Here is a 20,074-nt window from a genome sequence, read left to right as displayed (position 1 = left end):
GCCGGACCGCTGCCGATGATCGTCTTTCCCGCCGAATACAATGCCCGCAAAGAGGCGGTCTTTGCCGCACTGGCCGGGGTAGAAGGCGCTGCGCGGCGTCTGGCGTTCATTCCCGTGTCGTTTCGGGATTGGCCGGAAACGGCAGCGCGGGTTGATAAGGCCTTGGCCCGGGCCAAGCGGCAGCCGAAGGGCCCGCTGACCCGCTGGGCCAAACGGATGCTGATCCGGGGGCAATATAACTGGGCGCGGGCGCATTTCAGCCGCAACCCGGACCATCTGGCACTGTGCTGGAACGGGCTGACCGGATCGCGCATGGCCTTCATGGCCGGGGCTCGCGATGCGGGTGCGGCCACGCTTCATGCCGAACTGGCACCGCTGCCGGGGCGCATCACGCTGGACCCTGCCGGGGTGAATGCCGAAGGATCAGTGCCACCGGACCCGGAATTCTATCGCCGCTGGGCGCAGGGGCGCGATCTGACGGGGTGGCGTGACATTGGGGCCGGGCTGGTGGCGCGCGCGTCGCGCCGGGCCGATGTGGGGCAGGGGGGCGGTGCCTTGCCTGACAGCCCGTTCCTGTTCTGCCCGCTGCAAGTGCCCGATGACAGTCAGGTCACGCTGTTTTCCGGCTGGTGCGGCGATATGGCGGGCTTTCTGGCGGCGTTGCAGGAGGCCGCACGACACCTGCCCCAAGGCTGGCACCTGCGGTTGAAAGAGCACCCTTCTGCCAAGCAAACGCTGGCCCCGCTGATCCAGCCACTTCTGGCCGAAGGGCGGGTGGTGCTGGATAACGCCACTGACAGTTTTGCGCAGGTGGCGGCCAGCCGGGGGATTGTCACGCTCAATTCCTCCATGGGGGTGCAGGCGTTCTTTCACGACAAACCGGTGATCACATTGGGCCGCGCCTTCTTCAATCTGGCAGGCCTGCTGAACCACGCCGAAAGCCGCAACGATTTGAACATGCTTTTCGCAAGGCCCGAAACGCTGACCTATGACGCCTCTTTGCGCGCGGCATTCCTGACCTGGCTCGACCGCGAATACTATGTCCGATTTGACGAAAAGGGCGGCACGACCGACACCGAGGCCTTGCGGGCACGGCTGGCCGTTGCAAGGAGGTGCCGATGAACCGCCTGCAATATCTGTTCGCCAAATGGCGCGGAGATGAGACGGCATTTGCTGCCGCATCGATCACGGAAGCCGAGTTGCTGCACTATGTTGCATGCAAGCAGGTGGCGTTGGTTGGCAATTCCCGCGCGCTGGCGGAGCAGGACTATGGGGCCGAGATCGATAGCGCCGATGTGGTCATCCGCATCAATGGCGCGCCGATGCCTTCGGCCTGATCGCATGGAACCAGAACCGACTGGCTTGCGCTTGCCGTCAGGCTTTCGCCTGCCGAGTTCGACCGGCTGGGGCAACCGCGTCTTCTCTGACTGTCGCCCAAGTTCAAGCGGATCAGCTGGAACATCCTGCGGGTGCCCGGCTTTTTCCGCTATCCGCCTGCGCGTTACCAACGCCTGCGCGACGAACTGGGCACCGGCCCCACGACCGGGATCATGATGATCGACCTTCTGGCGACCTCGCGGATGGCCGAGCTTCGGTTTTATGGCTTTGATTTCTTCGCGTCACTGTCGCTGTCCGGTCCCCGGACAAAGGCGGATGTCGGTCATAACTTCGATGGTGAGGCGACATTCGTGGCCGAACTGTCAGCCAACGACCCGCGTATTGTTCACCGACGTTGATCGTGCTTTTACTTGTCGCCTGATTACGTTAAGGGCCGAGCGTCTCTGAAGAGAAGGAGGTCCTCGATGGGCTACAGAGTCGCCGTCGTCGGCGCCACGGGCAACGTGGGCAAGGAAATGCTGAACATCCTCGCCGAGCGCGAGTTTCCGGTGGACGAGATCGTCGCGCTTGCGTCGCGCAACTCGCTGGGCACTGAAGTCAGCTTTGGCGACAAGACTTTGAAGACCAAGGATCTGGCGGATTTCGATTTCACCGGCTGGGACATCGCGTTTTTCGCCATCGGGTCGGATGCGACCAAGATCTATGCGCCCAAGGCGGCAAGCCAGGGCTGCGTGGTGATCGATAACTCCTCGCTTTACCGCTATGACCACGATGTGCCGCTGGTGGTGCCGGAGGTGAATGCCGAGGCCGTGGACGGCTACAAGGCGCGCAATATCATCGCCAACCCCAACTGTTCGACCGCGCAGATGGTTGTGGCGCTGAAGCCCCTGCATGACCGCGCGAAGATCAAGCGCGTGGTTGTGGCCACCTATCAATCCGTGTCGGGCACCGGCAAAGAGGCGATGGACGAGCTGTGGAACCAGACCAAGGGCATGTTCGTGCCGGGTCAGGAAGTGGCGCCGAAGGTGTACCCCAAGCAGATCGCCTTCAACGTGATCCCGCATATCGACGTGTTCCTGGACGATGGTTCGACCAAGGAAGAATGGAAGATGGTCGCCGAGACCAAGAAGATTCTCGACAAGTCGATCAAGGTCACCGCAACCTGCGTGCGCGTGCCGGTGTTTGTCGGCCATTCCGAAGCGATCAACATCGAATTCGAAGACCCGCTGGATTGGCAAGAAGCGCAGGACATCCTGCGCGAAGCCCCCGGCGTCATGGTCGTGGACAAGCGCGAGGCCGGTGGCTACGTCACCCCCGTGGAATGTGTGGGCGATTATGCCACCTATGTCAGCCGCATCCGGCAGGATTCGACCATCGAGAACGGGTTGAACCTGTGGTGCGTCAGCGACAACCTGCGCAAGGGCGCGGCGCTGAACGCGGTGCAGATCGCCGAAGTGCTGGGCAAGCGCTGCCTGAAAAAGGGCTGATCTGCCCGATGTGACGGATCAAACAGGTTGGGGGCGCGGTGCGGTGGCACGGCGCCCTTTTCCTTTGGCCGCGGGGTCAGAACGGGCAGGGCGCTGAAAAGGTCAGCGTGGTGCCGGTTTCCGGGTGGCGCAGGCGCAGGCTTTCGGCATGCAGCATCATCCGCGGATAATCGGCATCGGCCCCGGTGGCATAGATCGGATCGCCCAGGATCGGATGGCCGAGTTCCAGCATATGCACCCGCAACTGATGGCTGCGCCCGGTCTGCGGCATCAGGCGGACCCGGGTTGTATTGCCGTCATGCCGGACAACGCGCCAATCGGTGATGGCGGGTTTGCCGATATCATGGTTCACATGCTGGCGCGGGCGGTTCGGCCAATCCACGCAAAGCGGCAGGTCCACCCGGCCTTCTGCCGGTTCCAACCGCCCGGCCAGCCGCGCGACATAGACCTTCTTGGTCTGGCGGTTTTCGAATTGCTGGCCCAGATGGCCCTGTGCCGCACGGGTCAGCCCGAACACCATCACCCCCGACGTATCGCAATCCAGCCGATGCACCAGCAGCACCTCGGGGAAGGGGATACGCAGGCGTTCGATCAGGCAATCTTCCTTGCCCGGGTCCTTGCCGGGCACTGACAACAGACCGGCAGGCTTGTTCACCACCAGAATCGCATCATCACGGTGCAGGATGTCCAGCGGAAGATCCGGTGGGTTATAGCTGTAGGGTGGCATTAGACGATGTCATGCCCGGCGGCGCGCAGGCGGCGGGCCAGTTCGGCGATATGGGCCGGGCCCACCTCGCAGCAGCCTCCGACAATGGTTGCACCCTGATCCACCCAGCCCATCGCAAAATCGGCATATTTCGCGGGTGTCAGGTCGTGACGATGGGTCAGGGCCGCGACGGTCGGGGAATCTTCCAGAAAGCCGTCGGAAATATGGGTGAAGCCATTGGCATAGGCCCCGAAGGGGCGGCCAAAGGTTTTCAGGACGGCCAGTGCATCGCCCATCGCTTCGGGCACGGAACAATTGGCCAGAACGGCGGCTGGGGCGTAGGTATCGATAAGCCGGGCCAATTCGGTCAGGCTTTCGCCCGACCGCAGTTGATCGCCCTTGCGGTCATGCACGGAAACCGACAGCCAGACCGGCTTGCCCGCCGTGAACGCGCCTTTCAGCGCGCCTTCGACCTGGGCCACGGTGGACAGGGTTTCCAGCAGGATCATGTCCACCTGCGGGGCGAGCAGGGCGGCAATCTCGGCGATCTTCGGCGCGGCCTCGTCCACCGGCAGCACCACATCGTCGCGATAGGTGGCGACCAGCGGCCCGATCGACCCTGCGATCCGCCCCGATCCATGTGCCATGCGGGCGTCAACCGCCGCCTTCACTGCGGCCAGATGCAAGGCGGCGAATTGGTCATCCAGATCAAACCGCACCAGCCGGTCATGGTGGATGGCATAGGTATTGGTGGTGGCGATGGTCGCGCCTGCGGCAAAGTAATCGTCATGGATCTGGCGCACCAGATGCGGATGGTCCAGCATGACCCGCGTGGCCCAAAGCGGCGTCGGCGCATCGCCCGACCGAGCCACCAGTTCCTGCCCCATGCCCCCGTCCAGAAGGGTGATCTGCGCCATGCCTACTCCAGCACCAGTTTTGCCGCCAACCCGCCGAACAGCAAGGCTGCGATCTTGTTGAGAAATCCGAGCCGGCGCCCAAGGCTTTGCCGGGCAATGCCCGCCAATGCGCCATAGCCTGCGGTGATGATCGTGCCGGTCAGGCTGAACAACAGACCCAGCACCACGATCTGCTGCCAGACCGGGCCCAACCCGGGCAGGGTGAACTGCGGCAGGAAGGCCAGCACAAACAGCGCGACCTTGGGGTTCAGCGCATTGGTCAGAAAGCCACGCCACAGCGCCCGCCCGGGTGAGGCAACGCCGCGCGCCTGATCGGTCGGATCGACCGCGCGCCAGCTTTTCCATGCCAGATAGGCCAGATAGGCCGCCCCAGCCCATTTCAGCGCAATCAGCGCGCCGGGATGCGCGACCAGCAGGGCCGAAACCCCGGCCGCAGCCAGACCGACATGCCACAGCCCGCCCAGCCCGACGCCGAGGCCTGCCACAGCCCCGGCTTTTGGCCCGCCCGCCATGCCGCTGGCTGTCGCAAAGATCACATCCGCCCCCGGCGTCAGATTCAGCGCAATGCCCGCCGCCAGAAAGGCGGCCAGATGTCCGGGCGGGAAGGAAAGCAGCAGGTCCAGCATGGCGGCACATTCCTCCTTGTCATGGCAAAGATCAAGACAGGTCATTTGACAGAGGCCAAAGGGTCAGCCAGTCTGACCTTGATGCCAGCGGAGGCCCAGATGGATTACGACACCGTACCTGCCCGCGATTTCGGTCATGCCCTGCAGGGGTTGGGGATCAACCTTCTGTGCCGCGATGTGCTGCGCGAGGTCGCGTTCCTGACGGAGGTGCTGGGCATGAAGGCGCATCGCAGCAGCCGCGATTTCGCGATTATCGTCTATGCGGGACGCCCGTTTCAATTGCACGCCGATGGCACCTATGCCCGCCATCCGCTGGCCGATCTGGTGCCGGAAAACCCACCGCGCGGCGGCGGCGTGGAACTGCGGGCCTTTGAAACCGACCCGGATGAGGCCGCAGCCCGCGCAGCCCTGCATCCGGATACGGTGATCCTGCAGGCCCCGACCGACAAGCCGGGTCATGGTCTGCGCGAATGCGTGATCCTGTCGCCCGAAGGCTATGCCTGGGTGGCCAGCCGCCGGATTCAGCCCGCCTGACCCGCGATATGCACGGCGGTGCCCCATTCGGCGCAGCGCTTCATCAGCGGTTCAGGCAAGGGCGCATCGGTGAAGATGGCGTCGATATCGGCCAGCGATCCCATCCGCACCGGGGCCGAGCGGCCCAGCTTTGACGCATCGGTGACCAGAAACACCTTGCGCGATTGCCGGATGATGGCGCGCGACACCCGCACTTCGTTCAGGTCATAATCCAGCAGGTCGCCATCGGGGTCCAGCGCCGAAATGCCGATGATGCCGTAATCCACCTTGAACTGTTCCATGAACTGGCTGGTCAGATCGCCCACCAACCCACCATCCGACCGGCGCAGCGCGCCCCCCGCCACCATGATTTCACAGGACGGGTTGGTGACCAGAATATTCGCCACATTCATGTTGTTGGTCACGGCGGTGATCTGGCGGTGATGCAGCAATTCGCGGGCCACGGCCTCGGTCGTGGTGCCAAGGTTCAGGATCATCGAACAATTGTCGGGAATGGCCTGCGCGCAGGCTCGGCCGATCGCCGCCTTCGCCGCATCGTTCAGGCTGCGCCGCTCTTCATAGCCGATATTGCTGACCCCTGTGCGGATCACCGCGCCGCCATGTACCCGGTCCAGATGCCCGGCATCGGCCAGTTCGGTCAGATCGCGCCGGATGGTCTGCAGCGTGACGCCAAAGCGTTCGGCCAGACTTTCAACCACCACGCGGCCTTCGCTGCGGGCAATGGACAGGATTTCGGTCTGACGAAAGCTGAGCGCCATGGTCCCCCCTGGGTCTTTGCCCGATTTTTGGTTCACCAGAACAAGCGTGCAACTGGGGGTAGGTCAAGCCCCGTCATGGCAAAATTGCTGTTGTCTTTCACGCCGCCCCGGCAAAGACCGAGGCCAGGATCGCAGTCAGGCCCGCCGCATCGGTTTCGTCAAAGGCTGCCGGGGTATTGCTGTCCAGATCCAGCACGCCCAGCAGATCGCCCCGTGCATTCCAGACCGGCAGCACCAGTTCCGACCGGGTGGTGGAGGAACAGGCAATATGGTCGGGAAAGGCATCGACATCCGGCACGATCTGCACCTGACCGCTGCGCGCCGCTGCGCCGCACACGCCCCGCGAAAACGGGATGACCAGACAGCCATGGCCGCCCTGATAGGGGCCGATCTTCAACATTTGGGGGCCTGTCACCCGATAGAATCCGGTCCAGTCTGACAGCGGGTGGCCGTGATGCAGTTCACAGACCACAGTGGCCATCAGCGCCACGGTATCGGTTTCCCCATGGCACAGCGCCTCGATGCGGCGGGCCAGATCGGCATAATCAACGGTCATTCGGTTGTCCTTTCGTTGCCTGATCCTAGCCCGGCCCGAATTGCGGCGAAAGCGGTCCGCGCTTACCAAATGCTAACGAACGCGGAATAGCCTGCATCAGCCGAGCGATGTGGGAGTTGGCGATGAATCTTGTAACACGGGAAATGCCCGATCTGCTGGCGGTCGAGGTGCTGGAAGACCGGATCGATGCGGCCTGCGCCATCCAGTTCAAGGATCGCATGCGCGAAGTCATGGCCAGTGCATCCGGCAGGGTTCTTCTCAACATGTCGCGGGTGCAGTTTCTGGACAGTTCCGGCCTTGGCGCGGTGGTTGCCGTGATGAAGCTGCTGGGGCCGGATCGCAAACTGGAACTGGCAGGGCTGACCCCCACCGTTGAAAAGGTGTTCCGCCTGACGCGAATGGATTCGGTCTTCCGGATCCATGCGGATTTGCCCGAAGAGCTGCGGGATGCCTGCTGAATCAAGATCCATTCTGGAGGGAGACGGGTCGGTGATCCATGCGCAGATCGGAAGTGATCCCTTTGCCGTCAGGGATTGGCTGACCGGCATATTTGCGGATGCCCGGTTGGAGCACTTGCCCGAGGATTTGAAGGGGTCGGCCGAAATCGTGCTGGCCGAAGCGCTGAACAATGTCGTGGAACATGCCTATGCGGGAACCAACGGCACGATCCTGATCGAACTTGCGGCAGGGGCGGGCGCACTCGCCTGCGTCGTGCGCGATTCGGGCCATCCGATGCCGGGGTTGAACATCCCCGAAGGGCGGTTGCCGGCCATGGCGGATGATCTGCCGGAAGGGGGCTTTGGCTGGCACCTGATCCGGACCCTGTCGCGCGATCTGACCTATTGTCGGCAGGGTGGCCAGAATGTCCTGTCGTTTCGGGTGGTCTGCGACGATTGACCGGCCAGGCGGGGCGGGTCAGGCCCCTTCTGCACGTTTGCGGATGGATTGAGGACTTGCGGTTGAGGCCCTTGCAGGCCCAGAAATGGGAACCCCGGCACCCCTGACCGGCGGGAGCAGGGAGCCTTCCACCATGCTTGCGCACCAACTCAGCGATCTTGTGCTGCGGCTGATGGCCAGCGCCATGGAGTCTTCGGTCACCGAACATCAGGGGCGGATGGTTGAATTTCTGCGTGATGCCATCCCCTTCGATGCGGCATGGTGGGGCTGGTCGAACCTGTCGGGCGGTCGGCTGACCATCGTGCGTTCCACCACCCATGCCTTGCCCCGCAGTTTTGAATCGGCGGTGCGGGCGGTCATGCATATTGATCCCTTCGTCCGACACGGGCGCAGCCTGCCAGTTTTTTCGATGACACAGGATCTTGCGACTGCCGTTGTCGATCCGGCCTATCGCAGCTTTGCCGAGGCCTTTCGTCTGCAGGCGATCCTGAACGGCCATTGCCGCCTGGGTGCCGGGTCAAGCTTCAACTTCTTCATGTCGCTCTATCGCCATCAGGGCGCGGTCTTTTCACAGGCCGAGGCGGCGGATTTCCGGATCATCCTGCGCCATCTGGAACAGAGCCTGTCCCTGTCGCTGCGCGCCGAAATCCGCGCCCGCGCCCCGCAGGGTGGTGAGGCTGCGGTGGTGGATCATGAAGGCCAGCTGGTGCGCGCCTCACGCGGGTTTCTGCCCGCGCTGGCGGCAGAAGGGCTGGCCCCCCGCAGCCGCGCAGCCGTCCTGCGGCGGTTGGGGGTTGGCCAGGGCCAGTGGCAGGGGCAGGGCGTGGTGCTGAAATCAGAACCCTATGCCGAAGACCTGACGGTGATCCGCATGGAACGGCCCGGCCTGTGGGACTTGCTGGCCCCGCAGGAGCGGCGCGTGGCCGAACTGGTGCTGTCAGGTCTTACCATGCGCGAGATTGCCGCCAGCCATCGCGTTTCGCCCCATACCGTGCGCAATCAGCTTGCCACGATCTATCGCAAGACGGGTGCCGCCGGCAAAATGGATCTGGCCCGGCGACTCGGCCCATCTGAATAGTAGCTTTATACTATATCGCGGCCCATCGGGCTGCCGCAGTCTGGGGAAAACAAAAAACCCAGGGAGCGCAGACATGACCAGATTGATCCTTCCCCGCCGGTCCTTCCTTGCCGGTTCCGCGGCTGCGGCAGGCCTGCTGGCGGCACCGCATGTGGTGCGGGCGGAAAACCGGGTGGTCCGCATCGGCTATATCACCGCGCTGTCGGGGCCCCGGGCGGAGTTCGGGGCATCCGACCCGTGGATGCTAGAGCAGGTGAACACGCTGCTGTCGAACGGGCTGCAGATCGGCGGCCAGCAATATCAGGTCGAGATCATGATGCGTGACAATGAAAGCAACGTGAACCGATCCGCCAGCGTTGGCAATGAACTGATCCAGCGCGAAGACGTCGATCTGCTGCTGGTGCAGGATCTGGATGCCTCGGTCGCGACAGGCGAGATGTCGGACATCGCGGGGATTCCGTCCATTTCCACCATGGGGCCATGGCAGGCTTGGATGTTCGGGCGCGGTTCCAACCCGGAGCAGGGGTTCCCCTACAGCTTTACCTTCTTCTGGGGGGCTGATGATGCGATGGCCACCTTTACCCGGATCTGGGATCAGGTGGCCACGAACCGCATCGTGGGTGATTTCTACTTTGACAATCCAGCCGGACAGGCATTTGCCGATCCGCAGCTTGGCCTGCCCGCTTTCATGGCACAGGCTGGCTATAGCCGGGTCGAAGGCGGCATGTTCCAGATCGACACTTCGGATTTTGCGGCGCAGGTATCGCGGTTCCGCGATGGGGGCGCGCAGATCGTGACGGGCTTCGGCTTTCCGCCGCATTGGTCCACCTTCTGGGCGCAGGCCGGGCAGGCGGGCTTTGCTCCCGAGGCCGCAACCTTCGCCGCCGCCTTCCTGTTCCCCAGTGCGATCGAGGCTCTGGGCGATCGCGGCGACGGCATGTCAACCGAGGTCTGGTGGACGCCGAAAGTGCCCTTCACCAGTTCGCTGACGGGTCAGACTGCTGCCGAACTGGCCGCTGCCTATGAGGCCGCCTCAGGCCGCCAATGGGTGCAGACGCTGGGGTACAGCCATGCGCTGTTCGAAACCGGGATTGCCGCGCTCAAGGCCTCGGGTGCGCCGAAGGATCGTGATCTGGTCCGCGATGCCATTGCCGGATTGCGGCTGAATACGATGGTCGGGCCAGTGTCCTGGGCCGATACCCCGATCCGCAACGTTGCCCGGACCGAGATTGCAGGCGGACAATGGCGCAAGACGGGCGGCAAACATGCCTATGATCTGCTGATTACCGAAAACACGCTTGCGCCTTCGATGACGGTCGAGGCGCAGACCGTTGCATTGCCAAAGCTCTGATGCTGCAGGTTCATGGGCTGGCCAAGGCCTTTGGTCCGCTGCAGGTGGTGCGCGACCTGGGCACCACCGTGCAGGGCGGCGAATGTCTGGGCGTGATGGGGCCGAACGGGGCCGGGAAAAGCACCTTCTTCGATCTGCTTGCGGGCGTGACGCGGGCGGATGCGGGCCGGGTTCTGGTGAATGGCGTCGATGTGGCGGCGCTGCCGCCCGAGGCGCGGGTGCGTGCCGGGCTGGCCCGGGCGTTTCAGGTGCCCAAACCTTTTGCCACGCTGACGGTGGGTGAACACCTGCTGTTGGCTGCCGATGCTGGGGGCGGTTTGCGGGGCCGTGCTGCCGCCGCAAGGGTCGATGAGGTGCTGGCTCTGACGGGCCTATCGCGCCTGCGCAATGCGCCCGGGGGCAGCCTGCGCCTGCTTGATCGCAAGCGGCTGGAACTGGCGAAGGCACTGGCGACCGGGCCGAAGGTGCTGCTGCTGGACGAAATTTCCGGCGGGCTGACCGAGCCCGAGGTTCAGGCGCTTGTCGTATTGATCCGCGGGCTGAAACGTCCGGGTCTGGCGATCCTGTGGATCGAGCATATCGCCCATGCGCTGCAAGCGACCTGCGACCGTATCCTGATGCTGCATCTGGGCGCAAAGGTGATTGAAGACAGGCCCGATGTGGTGACTGCCGATCCGCGCGTCCGCGCGCTGTATCTGGGAGCGGCGGCCCATGCTTGACATCGAAGGTATGAACGCTTTTCACGGCGATTTTCAGGCGCTGTTCGGGATCGATCTGCACCTGGAGCCGGGCGAGACGCTGGCGCTGATCGGGGCAAATGGCGCGGGCAAGACATCCTTCCTGCGCGCGCTTTGTGGCCTGACACGGGCGCAGGCCGGGCGCTTTGCGCTCAACGGGCAGGCGATGCTGCCGCTTGAGGCCCCGGCCCGGGCGCGGGCCGGGATCGCGCTTTGCCCCGAAGGGCGGCGGATGTTCTCCTCGCTCAGCGTGGCGGAAAATCTGATGTTGGGCGGACGGATTGGCCGACAGGGCCCGTGGAATATGGACAGCGTCTGCAGCCTGTTCCCCATCTTGCGCGAATTCGCGCAGCGCCCGGCGGCGCTTTTGTCGGGCGGGCAACAGCAGATGGTGGCGATCGGGCGGGCGCTGATGGCCAACCCTGCACTGCTGTTGCTGGACGAGGTCAGCCTTGGCCTTGCCCCGGTGGTGGTGGACGAGTTGCATGACGCACTTGTCCGGATCCGGGGCGAGGGCATGGCCATTATCTTTGTGGAGCAGGACATCGCCCGCGCCTTGCGGCAGGCTGACCGGTTCCTGTGCCTGCTGGAGGGCCGCGCGCAATTGGCCGGGCCTGCGCGGGGGGCCGATCTGGCCGCCATAGGCCGCGCCTATTTCGGAGAGACGGCATGAATGTCTGGATCGAAACCCTGATGAACGGGCTGATGCTGGGGGGACTATATGCGCTGTTCGGTCTGGGCCTGTCGCTGATCTTTGGCGTGATGCGGATTGCCAATATTGCCCATGGGGAACTGGTGATCGGTGGAGCGTTCATGGCATTTTCCATTGCCGGGGCCGTGCCGCTGCCGCCAATCATGCTGGTGGCGCTGGTCACTGCGCTGATGTTTGCTCTGGGATGGGCAGTGCAATCGGCGCTGGTGAACCGGGTTCTGGGCTCTGATCCGTTGCGGCCCTTGTTGCTGACCTTCGGCTTGTCGGTGCTGACGCAGAACCTGTTGGTGGAACTGTTCGGCGCTGACAGCCGGTCGCTGGACATTGGCAGTTTCAAGACGGCCGCGCTGACATTGGGCACGCTGTCGGTGGGGTTGCTGCCGCTCGTCACCTTTGGCCTGACGCTGCTGCTTTTTGCCCTGCTGCATTGGGGGCTGCACCATTCCGCTGTGGGCCGGGTCGTGCGGGCCACGGCAGATGATCCTGAAATCGTTGCCTTGATGGGGGTCAACCGCAAACAGGTCTTTGCCGGAGTGATGGCACTTTCGGCGGCGCTTGCGGCACTGGCCGGGATGCTGCTTGCGATGCGTTCGACCGTGACACCGTTTTCCGGGGCGGAACGCCTGCTGATCGCCTTTGAAGTGGTGGTGATCGGCGGTCTGGGCTCGATCTGGGCCAGCCTTGCAGGTGGGTTGGCATTGGGGTTGGTTCATGCGGTCAGCTTTCGCGCCGATCCGGCTTCGGGGTTGCTTTACGGCCATATCCTGCTGCTCGCGATCTTGCTGATCCGCCCCGAGGGGTTGGCGGGCAAAAGGAGAACGCGGTGATGCGGCACTTGATCCTTTGGGCAATTGCCGGGGCGGCCCTGGCGTTGATGCCCTTCGTGGCCGGGCGTGGCCTCTTGGTGCTGGGCGTGGAAATGCTGGTGCTGATCGCGCTGGCGCAGGCCTGGAACCTGCTCGCCGGCTATGGTGGGTTGCTCTCGCTCGGCCATCATGCGCTGTTCGGGGTAGGCGGCTATGCGCTTTACGCGATCAGCCGCGATCTGGGGCTGAACCCCTATACAGCGATCCCGTTTGCGGGGCTTTCTGCGGCGGCGCTGGCATTGGTTCTGGCGCCGATCCTGTTCCGGCTGCGCGATGTCTATTTTGCGGTGGGCATGTGGGTTGCGGCGGAAATCCTGCGCATTGCCGTCAGCCGCAGCGATTGGCTGGGCGGCGCATCTGGCTTGCCGCTGGCGGGCGCGCGATCCATCAGCCGCGACTGGATGGGCAGCTTCACCTTCTGGTCGGCCCTGGCCCTGGCCCTTGGGATGACGGCGTTTGTGGGCTGGCTGATGGCGGGGCGCTTTGGCCTGCGGCTGCGGGCGCTGCGCGATGACGAAGTGGCGGCGCGGTCGATTGGCGTCGGACCGCAGCGCATCCGGCTGATTGTCTTTCTGATCTCGGCAGCCGGGGCGGGCATGGCAGGGGCGATCAGCTTTCTGTCCGCGCTGTTCATCACCCCGATGGCGGCCTTTGACATGACATGGATGGTGACCACGGTCTTCGTCTGCATCATCGGCGGCATTGGCCGTCTGTCCGGGCCGATCCTTGGCACGGCCCTGTATTTTACCCTGCGCGAGACACTGTCCTTTTCGCCCGGGGCGACGCTGATGGCCGTGGGGGCTGCCGCAATCGCGGTGATGCTGTTCGCGCCCGGCGGTCTGGCCGGGCTGATCGACCGTCTGGCCCAATTGATCCGACAGGAGAAAACCGCATGAAAACCGCCTTCTACCATGATGAACGCTGCCTGTGGCACAGCACGGGGGAACATGCGCTGATCCTGCCGGTGGGTGGCTGGGTCCAGCCCCCCGCAGGTGCGGGCCATGCTGAAAGCCCGGAAAGCAAACGCCGGTTCCGCAATCTGCTGGACGTGTCTGGGCTGGCGGCACAGCTGGACATGCGCGGCGGCGCCCCCGCCAGCCGTGAAGACATGCTGCGCGTTCATCCGTCGGGCTATCTGGACCGCTTCAAGGCGCTGTCGGATGCCGGGGGGGGCAATGCGGGCATCTATTCGCCCTTCGGGGCGGGCAGTTTTGAAATCGCCGCGCTGTCGGCAGGGCTGGCCAAGCAGGCGGTGGCCGATGTCTGGGCGCGGCGGGTGGCCAATGCCTATGTGCTGTCACGCCCGCCGGGGCACCATTGCCTGCCCGAACAATCCATGGGGTTCTGTCTGTTGGCCAATATCCCGATCGCGCTGGAGGCGCTGCGGGCAGAACATGGCCCCCTGCGGGTCGCGGTATTGGATTGGGACGTGCATCATGGCAATGGCACACAGGCCGTTTATTATGACCGGGCTGACACCCTGACCATCTCGATCCATCAGGAAAGCTGTTTTCCTCCGGGTCAGGGCCTTGCCAGTGAACACGGGGCAGGAGCCGGGCTTGGGGCCAACCTGAATGTGCCCTTGCTGCCGGGTGGCGGGCATCAGGCCTATATGGATGCGATGGAATTGCTGGTGTTGCCCGCGCTGCGGGCTTTTGCGCCGGACATGATTGTTGTGGCCAGCGGGCTGGATGCCAATGGGTTTGACCCGCTGGCGCGGATGCAGGCCCATTCGGAGACGTTCCGGGCAATGACCGAACAGGTCAAGTCGCTGGCCGATACGATCTGCGACGGGCGTCTGCTGTGCGTGCATGAGGGCGGCTATGCCGAGGTCATCGTGCCGTTCTGCGGTCTTGCCGTGCTGGAGGCGCTGTCGGGGATCAGAACCGCCGTGGTCGATCCGGTGCTGGGCCTGCTGCAGGCGCAGCAGCCAGCCCCCGATTTCGTGACCTTTCAGCGCGACAGGCTACAGCAACAGGCTGACCGGCTGGCCCTGCCTGCCGGGGTAGCGTGACGCGGAAAGCGCGACCGGGGGAAGGCCCCCCGGCCTTGCCGGGATCAACCTTCGTAGCGTTCCAGAAACTCTTCGGCCTTCAGGCGGCGGAAATCGGTCAGGGCGCTGCGCAACCGGGCGTGATCCCAATCCCACCAGGCCAGCGCCAGCAGCCGGTCGATCACCGGCTGGGCAAAGCGCGCCCGCAGCGGGGTGGCTGGGCATCCTGCCACGATCATGAAGGGCCCCACATCGCGGGTGACCACGGCGCCGCTGGCCACGATGGCGCCGATACCCACTGTCACTTCGGGCTTGATGATCGCGCCATGGCCGATCCAGCAATCGGCACCCAAGCTGGTGCGCCGGGCTGCGCGGGCGGCGAAGAATTCGGCGTCATCTTCCACATCGTCCCAGTAATAGCTGGAGCGGTAAAGGAAATGGTGCTGTGCTGCATTCTGGAACGGGTGATCGGTCGGTCCGATCCGCGTCATCGCCGCGATATTGGCAAACCGCCCGACGGCGGTATTGGCGATATCGGCCAGACGGTCGCAATAGGCGTAATCGCCAAATTCCGAATTCACCACGATCGACCCGGCCCCGATCTCGCACCAGCCACCGAAGGTGGAATTCACGATCTTGGCCCCCTCGTGGATCATGGGGGCAGTGGCAGACAATTTGGGCATCACCAATCTCGCTCGGTTCCGTCAGATTTCAGAAAACGGCCGTTCTGGCCGGGGGTCAATCGGTCGGCCAGCGCGATGATCTCGGCACCGGCGGCGGCCGGATCCCGGTCGGCCTCTGCCCCGCCCATATCCGTGCGCACCCAGCCCGGATCAATGGCCACTGCGATCATCCCCCGGGGCGCAAGATCGGTTGCCATGGCCTGCACACCCTTGTTCAGCGCAACCTTTGACATCCGATAGGCGATGGAATCCGATTTGGCATAGCCCATCCAGGCCATTTGCGATGAAATCGCCAGAACCCGGCCACCAGCCTGCATCTGCGGCAACAGGGCCCGGGTGATGGCCAGCGGGGCAAAGGCGTTGACCTGCATGACACGGGCGAAATCATCGGGGTTCAGATCCCCCAAAGGTCCAGCCTTCGGGCCGATGATCCCGGCATTGTGGATCAGGATGTCGATGGGGCCGATATCCGCTGCCAGATCGGCCAGCCCGGCCAGCCCGACCATCTCCAGCCGGTAGCCCGTCACACGGGGCGGGGGTTCGCCTTGCCGTAGGGTGCAGGACACCTGCCACCCCCGCGCCAGTGCTGCCTCGCAGAGCGCACGCCCGATTCCACGCGCCCCGCCCGTGATCAGCACATGGACCACATCATTGCCCCTTGATGAGCTTGCGGCGCAGCCAGCCCGACAGGCTGTCCATCAGCATGACCATCAGCACGATCAGCACCATGTAATAGGCCACTTCTTCCCAATCCTTCTGGGTGATGATGGCCTGTGTCAGCAAAAGCCCGATGCCGCCCCCGACAATCGCGCCGATGACGGTGGCGCTGCGGGTATTGGATTCCAGATAGTACAGCACCTGTGACAGCAGAACCGGCGTGATCTGCGGGATCACCCCGAACCGCGCCCGCTGCAACCCGTTCGCCCCGGTGGAGCGGATGCCCTCCACCTGCTTCTCGTCGATGTTTTCCAGCGCCTCGGAGAACATCTTGCCAAAGGACCCGACATCAGTGATCGCAATCGCGATAGCCCCTGTCATCGGCCCCGGCCCAAAGGCGCGCGACAGGATCACGGTCCAGATCAGCCCATCCACGCCCCGGATGAAATCGAACAACCGGCGCGCGGCAAAGCGCAGCGGCCCCAGCGGCATGAAGTTGCGCGCGGCCAGAAAGCCCATCGGCAGGGCGATGATCGCCGCCGTCATGGTGCCCAGAAAGGCCATCAGGATCGTTTCGAAAATCGCCCAGGCCACATCGCCATGGCGCCACATCTTGTTGGTCCAGAAATCCGACAGCATGTGGCCGATGTTCGACCGTGCCGGATCGACCCGATCCCCCCACAGTGCCAGCGCAGCCAGTTCGCCGATCCCCTTGCCGTAGAAAGGGCTGTCCAGCGTGAAGAACCACAGTTCCCACCCCGCCTGATAGCGGAAGGTTTCCACCTTGCTGCGGGTATAGTTGAAGCGGCCTGCTTCGGTAGTGACCGACACCTTGTTCGGGGCGACCGAAATCCAGTCGGGGATCGGCTCGGGCGCAGTCAGAACCGGCCTGCCGCCTTCGGGGCGGATGTCGATGGTGCCATAGCCCGGAACGATCATGCGCGCGCCGGCATCGTCATAGGTGACGCTGTGGCCGGTCCCAAGATCGATGGTGGTGGTGGTTCCGTTCATCGTCACCCAATCGGGCAAAAGGCCGGGCGGATAGGTGCCCTTGCTTTCGCCTTCGATCGCGACCTCTACCTTGCCGGTGCGATTGTCACGGGTGACATGGGTCTTGTGCGACCAGAAGTCGGACAGCAGGATCGCGGCATTGTCGAACCGCGCCCTTTGCCATAGCCCTGCCACATCGAAACTGATGGCGGTATATACCAGATAGGCCAGGATCAGCGCCGGGATGAACAGCGCCATGCGGCGCTTGCGGGCAAAGCTGCGGGTGACGGTTTCGGCCAGCGAGGGCGTCAGCGAGGTGGCAGCGGCGGCGGTCATGGTCATGGCTTACTGCCCCTTCACCAGCTTGTGGCGGAAATGGTCGGAAACGCGGTCGATGATGACGATGGCCAGAAACAGCAGAAGGAAGATCGCCACCACCTTGTCATAGCGGCCCTGACCCCATTGCATCGCCAGTTTCAGGTCATGGCCGATGCCGCCTTCGCCGACAAAGCCCAGAATGGCGCTGGCGCGGACGTTGATTTCAAAGCGCAGCAGCGCATAGGACAGCCAGTTTGGCGCGACCTGCGGAATGACCCCCAGCCACATCCGCTGCCCCCATGTCGCCCCGACCGATTGCAACCCTTCGATGGGTTTGAGATCGGCATTCTCGGCCACTTCGGAAAACAGCTTGCCAAGCGCCCCGCCGGTATGCAGCGCAATCGCGATCACCGCGGGCACCGGACCGCCGCCCAGGACATAGATCAGAACCAGCGCGATGACGATTTCGGGAATGGCGCGCAGGGCATCCATGCTGCGGCGGAACAGCGGGATCAGACGCGGCCAGCGTGCCAGACCACGCGTTGCCAGCAGCGACAGACCCATGGCCATCAACGCACCGATCAGCGTGGCCACACCGGCAATGTTGATGGTTTCGATCAGGGCCGGGATATGTTCGATGAAAAGGCCGGGCAGGTTGGCGGCCTTGGACCAGGCTTCTGACAGAACTTCGGACGGAAATTCAAAAACCTGCGGCAGGCCATCCCAGAAGCCGCCGGCATTGCGTTCATCCGCCAGCCACCAGCCCGAAGCCATGAAAGCCACGAACAGCACAAGCAGGATGCCGCCATACATGCGTTTGCGGCGGGCCATGTCCAGATAGACCTGAGTTGCCGAGCTGTTCTGCGGGCGTGGGCCGGGTTCCGGGCCGAAAGCGACGTCAACCATTTGGGATGTCCAGAATGAAAAAGCCGGACCCCCGGAAGGGGGTCCAGCGACGCGTCATGAAAACTTATTGGGCTTCTTGCAGTTTGCGCGCGGCGAGGATGCCCAGATAGTCTTCGTGCTTGACCGGCACGAAATCCTTGGCTTCGCCGGCAGCGACGGCATAGGCGCAGGTCGGATCGGTTTCCCACATGGTATCCAGCAGGGCGTACATCTTGTCCTTCACATCCTGCGGAGCGGATTTGCGGACAACCATCGGGCCTTCCGGGATGAGCTTGGAGCGCCAGATTTCGGTCAGGGTGCTCATGTCAACCAGACCCGAGTCGGCGGCCTTGCGGAACGCGCCCGAGTTGAACCCGTCTTCCCAGTTGCCAAGACCATCTGCCCAAGCCACGGCAGCGTCGAAATCGCCATTGGCCACGCCGACGATCGACTGTTCGTGGCCGCCCGACATTTTGACTTCGCTGAAGAATTCTTCCAGCTTGCCATGGGCTTCCTGCAGTTCGGCGCCCGGCACCAGATAGCCCGAGGTGGAGTTCGGGTCTGCGAAGGCAAAGACCTTGTCCTTGGCATCTTCGATCGACTTGATGCCGCTGTCGGCCTTGGCGAAGCCGATGGAATAGTAACCGGTGGTGCCATCCACGTTCTGCTTGGTCAGCATCACGTCAACGGCTTCGGGGTTGGTCAGGTAGGTTTTCGCATAGGCGCTGGCACCCAGCCATGCGAAATCCAGCGTGCCGCCCAGCAGGCCCTGGATCACGCCATCATAATCGGCGGGGGTGAACAGCTTGGTGGGGACGCCAAGCTCGGCCTCGACCTTGGCGCGGAAGCATTCCAGGTTGGTCATACGGTCCTGGGCATTTTCGCCGCCAAGGATACCGATGTTGAATTCCTTGATGGTTTCGGCGGCAGCAGCGCCGGTCAGGGCAGTGGTCGCCGCAAGGGCAAGGATCAGCGTCTTCATGGTCATCTCCGGGTTCTGGCCCAAGGGGCTGGGGGAAAGAGAAGGGAAAGCGGTCAGGCCAGCATCGCGCCGGCATAGGCCTCGTCAGGACGGCGATCGGCAGGGATCGCGGTCGAGGTGGCGGACTCGTTAAAGCTTTCGTCGGCGCCATAGATGTCGCGGGCCACACCGGTCGAAAGTTGGTCGGGCGTGCCGTCAAAGACGATGCGCCCGTCCCGCATGCCGATCACCCGGTCGCAATAGCGCCGCGCGGTATCGAGCGTGTGCAGATTGGCGATGACCATGCGGCCATCTTCCACGTTGATGCGCTTGAGCGTGTCCATCACGACCTGCGCGTTCATCGGATCAAGGCTTGCGATGGGTTCATCGGCCAGAATGATCTTGGGGTCCTGCATCAGCGCGCGGGCAATCGCCACCCGCTGCTGCTGGCCACCTGACAGGGCTTCGGCCCGTTTCGGTGCCTGTTCGGCGATACCAAGACGGCCAAGGATTTCCAGCGCCTTCAGGATATCGGCCTCGGACCACAGGTTGAACATGGTCTGCAGGGTGGACCGGCGGTTCAGGATGCCATGCAGCACGTTCGAAGCCACATCCATGCGCGGCACCAGATTGAACTGCTGGAAGATCATCGCACATTGCGATTGCCAGGCCCGTGCCTCGGCCCCTTTCAGCGCGAGAACGTCGCGGCCTTCCACCAGAATGCTGCCGGAAGACGCATCGGTCAGCCGGTTCATCATCCGCAGAAAGGTGGATTTGCCTGCGCCCGACCGACCGATGATGCCAACAAAGGCGGGGCCATCGATGGCGAATGAGATGTTGTCCACGGCGGCCTTCTGGCCAAACATCCGTGTGACATTCTTGACTTCCAGCATCGCACCACCCCTGGTCCCATTGGCGGCGGTGGTAGCCCTGCAATGTGAAAGATGCTCAAAGCTTCGGTGAAGCTTGGATGACAGGCCGGGGATGGTCTCGTGCGCGGTAGGGTTCGATTTGAGTGCACGGG

25 protein-coding genes are annotated in these 20,074 nt (G+C 63.6%); 14 read left to right on the top strand and 11 right to left on the bottom strand.

The features are described from left to right. Positions 1-15 precede the first annotated feature (15 nt). The 4 genes from V6590_RS10610 (at position 16) to V6590_RS10595 (ending at position 2,825) form a co-directional block, all read left to right on the top strand. Positions 16-1,122 (top strand): capsular polysaccharide export protein, LipB/KpsS family, encoded by a 1,107-nt coding sequence (locus tag V6590_RS10610; protein WP_335422702.1) that lies wholly within the window; start codon positions 16-18, stop codon positions 1,120-1,122. Continuing rightward, positions 1,119-1,337, top strand: coding sequence for a glycosyltransferase family 29 protein (locus V6590_RS10605; protein ID WP_335422701.1), 219 nt, complete (start codon positions 1,119-1,121; stop codon positions 1,335-1,337). Before V6590_RS10610 ends, V6590_RS10605 begins: the two co-directional genes overlap by 4 nt. Before the next feature lie 132 nt (positions 1,338-1,469). Then, the gene (locus V6590_RS10600) at positions 1,470-1,736 is read left to right on the top strand and encodes a hypothetical protein (protein WP_335422699.1); all 267 of its coding nucleotides are present in this window, start codon (positions 1,470-1,472) and stop codon (positions 1,734-1,736) included. Positions 1,737-1,802: 66 nt separating this feature from the next. After that, the gene (locus V6590_RS10595) at positions 1,803-2,825 is read left to right on the top strand and encodes an aspartate-semialdehyde dehydrogenase (RefSeq protein ID WP_335422698.1); all 1,023 of its coding nucleotides are present in this window, start codon (positions 1,803-1,805) and stop codon (positions 2,823-2,825) included. Between the two features lie 76 nt (positions 2,826-2,901). Here V6590_RS10595 and V6590_RS10590 read toward each other — a convergent pair whose 3' ends face one another. From V6590_RS10590 to V6590_RS10580, 3 genes are read right to left on the bottom strand one after another with little or no spacing between them, the layout of a single operon-like run. Next, a complete protein-coding gene (locus V6590_RS10590) occupies positions 2,902-3,552 on the bottom strand; it encodes an RluA family pseudouridine synthase (protein ID WP_335422696.1) in 651 nt (216 codons plus the stop codon). Beyond that, positions 3,552-4,448: a homocysteine S-methyltransferase family protein gene (locus V6590_RS10585; RefSeq protein WP_335422695.1), complete on the bottom strand. Its 897-nt coding sequence runs from the start codon at positions 4,446-4,448 to the stop codon at positions 3,552-3,554. Before V6590_RS10585 ends, V6590_RS10590 begins: the two co-directional genes overlap by 1 nt. A 2-nt stretch (positions 4,449-4,450) precedes the next feature. Next, positions 4,451-5,119: a LysE family translocator gene (locus V6590_RS10580; protein ID WP_335422693.1), complete on the bottom strand. Its 669-nt coding sequence runs from the start codon at positions 5,117-5,119 to the stop codon at positions 4,451-4,453. A 54-nt stretch (positions 5,120-5,173) separates the two neighbouring features. Here V6590_RS10580 and V6590_RS10575 point away from each other — a divergent pair, with 54 nt between their 5' ends. Beyond that, the gene (locus V6590_RS10575; RefSeq protein WP_335422691.1) at positions 5,174-5,608 is read left to right on the top strand and encodes a VOC family protein; all 435 of its coding nucleotides are present in this window, start codon (positions 5,174-5,176) and stop codon (positions 5,606-5,608) included. On the opposite strand, the gene V6590_RS10570 is transcribed toward V6590_RS10575, so the two are convergent. Both V6590_RS10570 and V6590_RS10565 read right to left on the bottom strand, forming a co-directional pair. Then, on the bottom strand, positions 5,596-6,366 hold the full coding sequence (locus V6590_RS10570) for a DeoR/GlpR family DNA-binding transcription regulator (RefSeq protein WP_335422689.1): 771 nt from the start codon (positions 6,364-6,366) through the stop codon (positions 5,596-5,598). The genes V6590_RS10575 and V6590_RS10570 overlap by 13 nt on opposite strands. Positions 6,367-6,463: 97 nt before the next feature. Beyond that, the gene (locus tag V6590_RS10565) at positions 6,464-6,922 is read right to left on the bottom strand and encodes a GAF domain-containing protein (protein WP_335422686.1); all 459 of its coding nucleotides are present in this window, start codon (positions 6,920-6,922) and stop codon (positions 6,464-6,466) included. Positions 6,923-7,044: 122 nt separating this feature from the next. On the opposite strand from V6590_RS10565, the gene V6590_RS10560 reads away from it, so the two are divergent. The 9 genes from V6590_RS10560 (at position 7,045) to V6590_RS10520 (ending at position 14,577) form a co-directional block, all read left to right on the top strand. Next, complete coding sequence (locus V6590_RS10560) at positions 7,045-7,380, top strand: STAS domain-containing protein (RefSeq protein WP_335422684.1); 336 nt, start codon at positions 7,045-7,047, stop codon at positions 7,378-7,380. After that, on the top strand, positions 7,370-7,819 hold the full coding sequence (locus V6590_RS10555) for an ATP-binding protein (RefSeq protein WP_335422681.1): 450 nt from the start codon (positions 7,370-7,372) through the stop codon (positions 7,817-7,819). The genes V6590_RS10560 and V6590_RS10555 overlap by 11 nt, the downstream gene beginning before the upstream one ends. A 133-nt stretch (positions 7,820-7,952) precedes the next feature. Then, the gene (locus tag V6590_RS10550; RefSeq protein WP_335422677.1) at positions 7,953-8,897 is read left to right on the top strand and encodes a helix-turn-helix transcriptional regulator; all 945 of its coding nucleotides are present in this window, start codon (positions 7,953-7,955) and stop codon (positions 8,895-8,897) included. 73 nt (positions 8,898-8,970) lie between these two features. After that, positions 8,971-10,248: an ABC transporter substrate-binding protein gene (locus V6590_RS10545; RefSeq protein WP_335422676.1), complete on the top strand. Its 1,278-nt coding sequence runs from the start codon at positions 8,971-8,973 to the stop codon at positions 10,246-10,248. Then, positions 10,248-10,967 carry an ABC transporter ATP-binding protein gene (locus tag V6590_RS10540; RefSeq protein WP_335422673.1) on the top strand — a complete coding sequence of 240 codons (720 nt, stop codon included), beginning with the start codon at positions 10,248-10,250 and terminating at the stop codon, positions 10,965-10,967. The genes V6590_RS10545 and V6590_RS10540 overlap by 1 nt, the downstream gene beginning before the upstream one ends. Then, positions 10,960-11,658, top strand: coding sequence for an ABC transporter ATP-binding protein (locus tag V6590_RS10535; protein WP_335422671.1), 699 nt, complete (start codon positions 10,960-10,962; stop codon positions 11,656-11,658). Before V6590_RS10540 ends, V6590_RS10535 begins: the two co-directional genes overlap by 8 nt. Beyond that, complete coding sequence (locus V6590_RS10530; RefSeq protein WP_335422669.1) at positions 11,655-12,524, top strand: branched-chain amino acid ABC transporter permease; 870 nt, start codon at positions 11,655-11,657, stop codon at positions 12,522-12,524. Before V6590_RS10535 ends, V6590_RS10530 begins: the two co-directional genes overlap by 4 nt. Next, complete coding sequence (locus tag V6590_RS10525) at positions 12,524-13,459, top strand: branched-chain amino acid ABC transporter permease (protein WP_335422666.1); 936 nt, start codon at positions 12,524-12,526, stop codon at positions 13,457-13,459. The genes V6590_RS10530 and V6590_RS10525 overlap by 1 nt, the downstream gene beginning before the upstream one ends. After that, the gene (locus V6590_RS10520) at positions 13,456-14,577 is read left to right on the top strand and encodes a class II histone deacetylase (protein ID WP_335422664.1); all 1,122 of its coding nucleotides are present in this window, start codon (positions 13,456-13,458) and stop codon (positions 14,575-14,577) included. Before V6590_RS10525 ends, V6590_RS10520 begins: the two co-directional genes overlap by 4 nt. A gap of 44 nt (positions 14,578-14,621) precedes the next feature. Here V6590_RS10520 and V6590_RS10515 read toward each other — a convergent pair whose 3' ends face one another. The 6 genes from V6590_RS10515 to phnC form a co-directional block, all read right to left on the bottom strand. Further along, positions 14,622-15,239: an LbetaH domain-containing protein gene (locus tag V6590_RS10515; protein ID WP_335422662.1), complete on the bottom strand. Its 618-nt coding sequence runs from the start codon at positions 15,237-15,239 to the stop codon at positions 14,622-14,624. Then, positions 15,239-15,886, bottom strand: coding sequence for an SDR family NAD(P)-dependent oxidoreductase (locus tag V6590_RS10510; protein WP_335422660.1), 648 nt, complete (start codon positions 15,884-15,886; stop codon positions 15,239-15,241). Before V6590_RS10510 ends, V6590_RS10515 begins: the two co-directional genes overlap by 1 nt. Before the next feature lies 1 nt (position 15,887). After that, positions 15,888-17,228 (bottom strand): phosphonate ABC transporter, permease protein PhnE, encoded by a 1,341-nt coding sequence (phnE, locus tag V6590_RS10505; protein ID WP_434063250.1) that lies wholly within the window; start codon positions 17,226-17,228, stop codon positions 15,888-15,890. 3 nt (positions 17,229-17,231) lie between these two features. Beyond that, on the bottom strand, positions 17,232-18,110 hold the full coding sequence (gene phnE, locus V6590_RS10500) for a phosphonate ABC transporter, permease protein PhnE (RefSeq protein ID WP_434063249.1): 879 nt from the start codon (positions 18,108-18,110) through the stop codon (positions 17,232-17,234). A 64-nt stretch (positions 18,111-18,174) separates the two neighbouring features. Continuing rightward, the gene (gene phnD, locus V6590_RS10495) at positions 18,175-19,071 is read right to left on the bottom strand and encodes a phosphonate ABC transporter substrate-binding protein (protein ID WP_335422946.1); all 897 of its coding nucleotides are present in this window, start codon (positions 19,069-19,071) and stop codon (positions 18,175-18,177) included. A 53-nt stretch (positions 19,072-19,124) separates the two neighbouring features. Further along, positions 19,125-19,943, bottom strand: a complete 819-nt coding sequence (gene phnC / locus V6590_RS10490; protein ID WP_335422658.1) for a phosphonate ABC transporter ATP-binding protein — start codon at positions 19,941-19,943, stop codon at positions 19,125-19,127. Positions 19,944-20,074: the final 131 nt, after the last annotated feature.

Source organism: Gemmobacter denitrificans (assembly GCF_036964905.1).
In the GTDB taxonomy this organism is placed as follows: Bacteria; Pseudomonadota; Alphaproteobacteria; order Rhodobacterales; family Rhodobacteraceae; genus Gemmobacter; species Gemmobacter denitrificans.
Note: the sequence above shows the minus strand (reverse complement) of the source record. Positions and strands in the feature narration are given on the sequence as shown.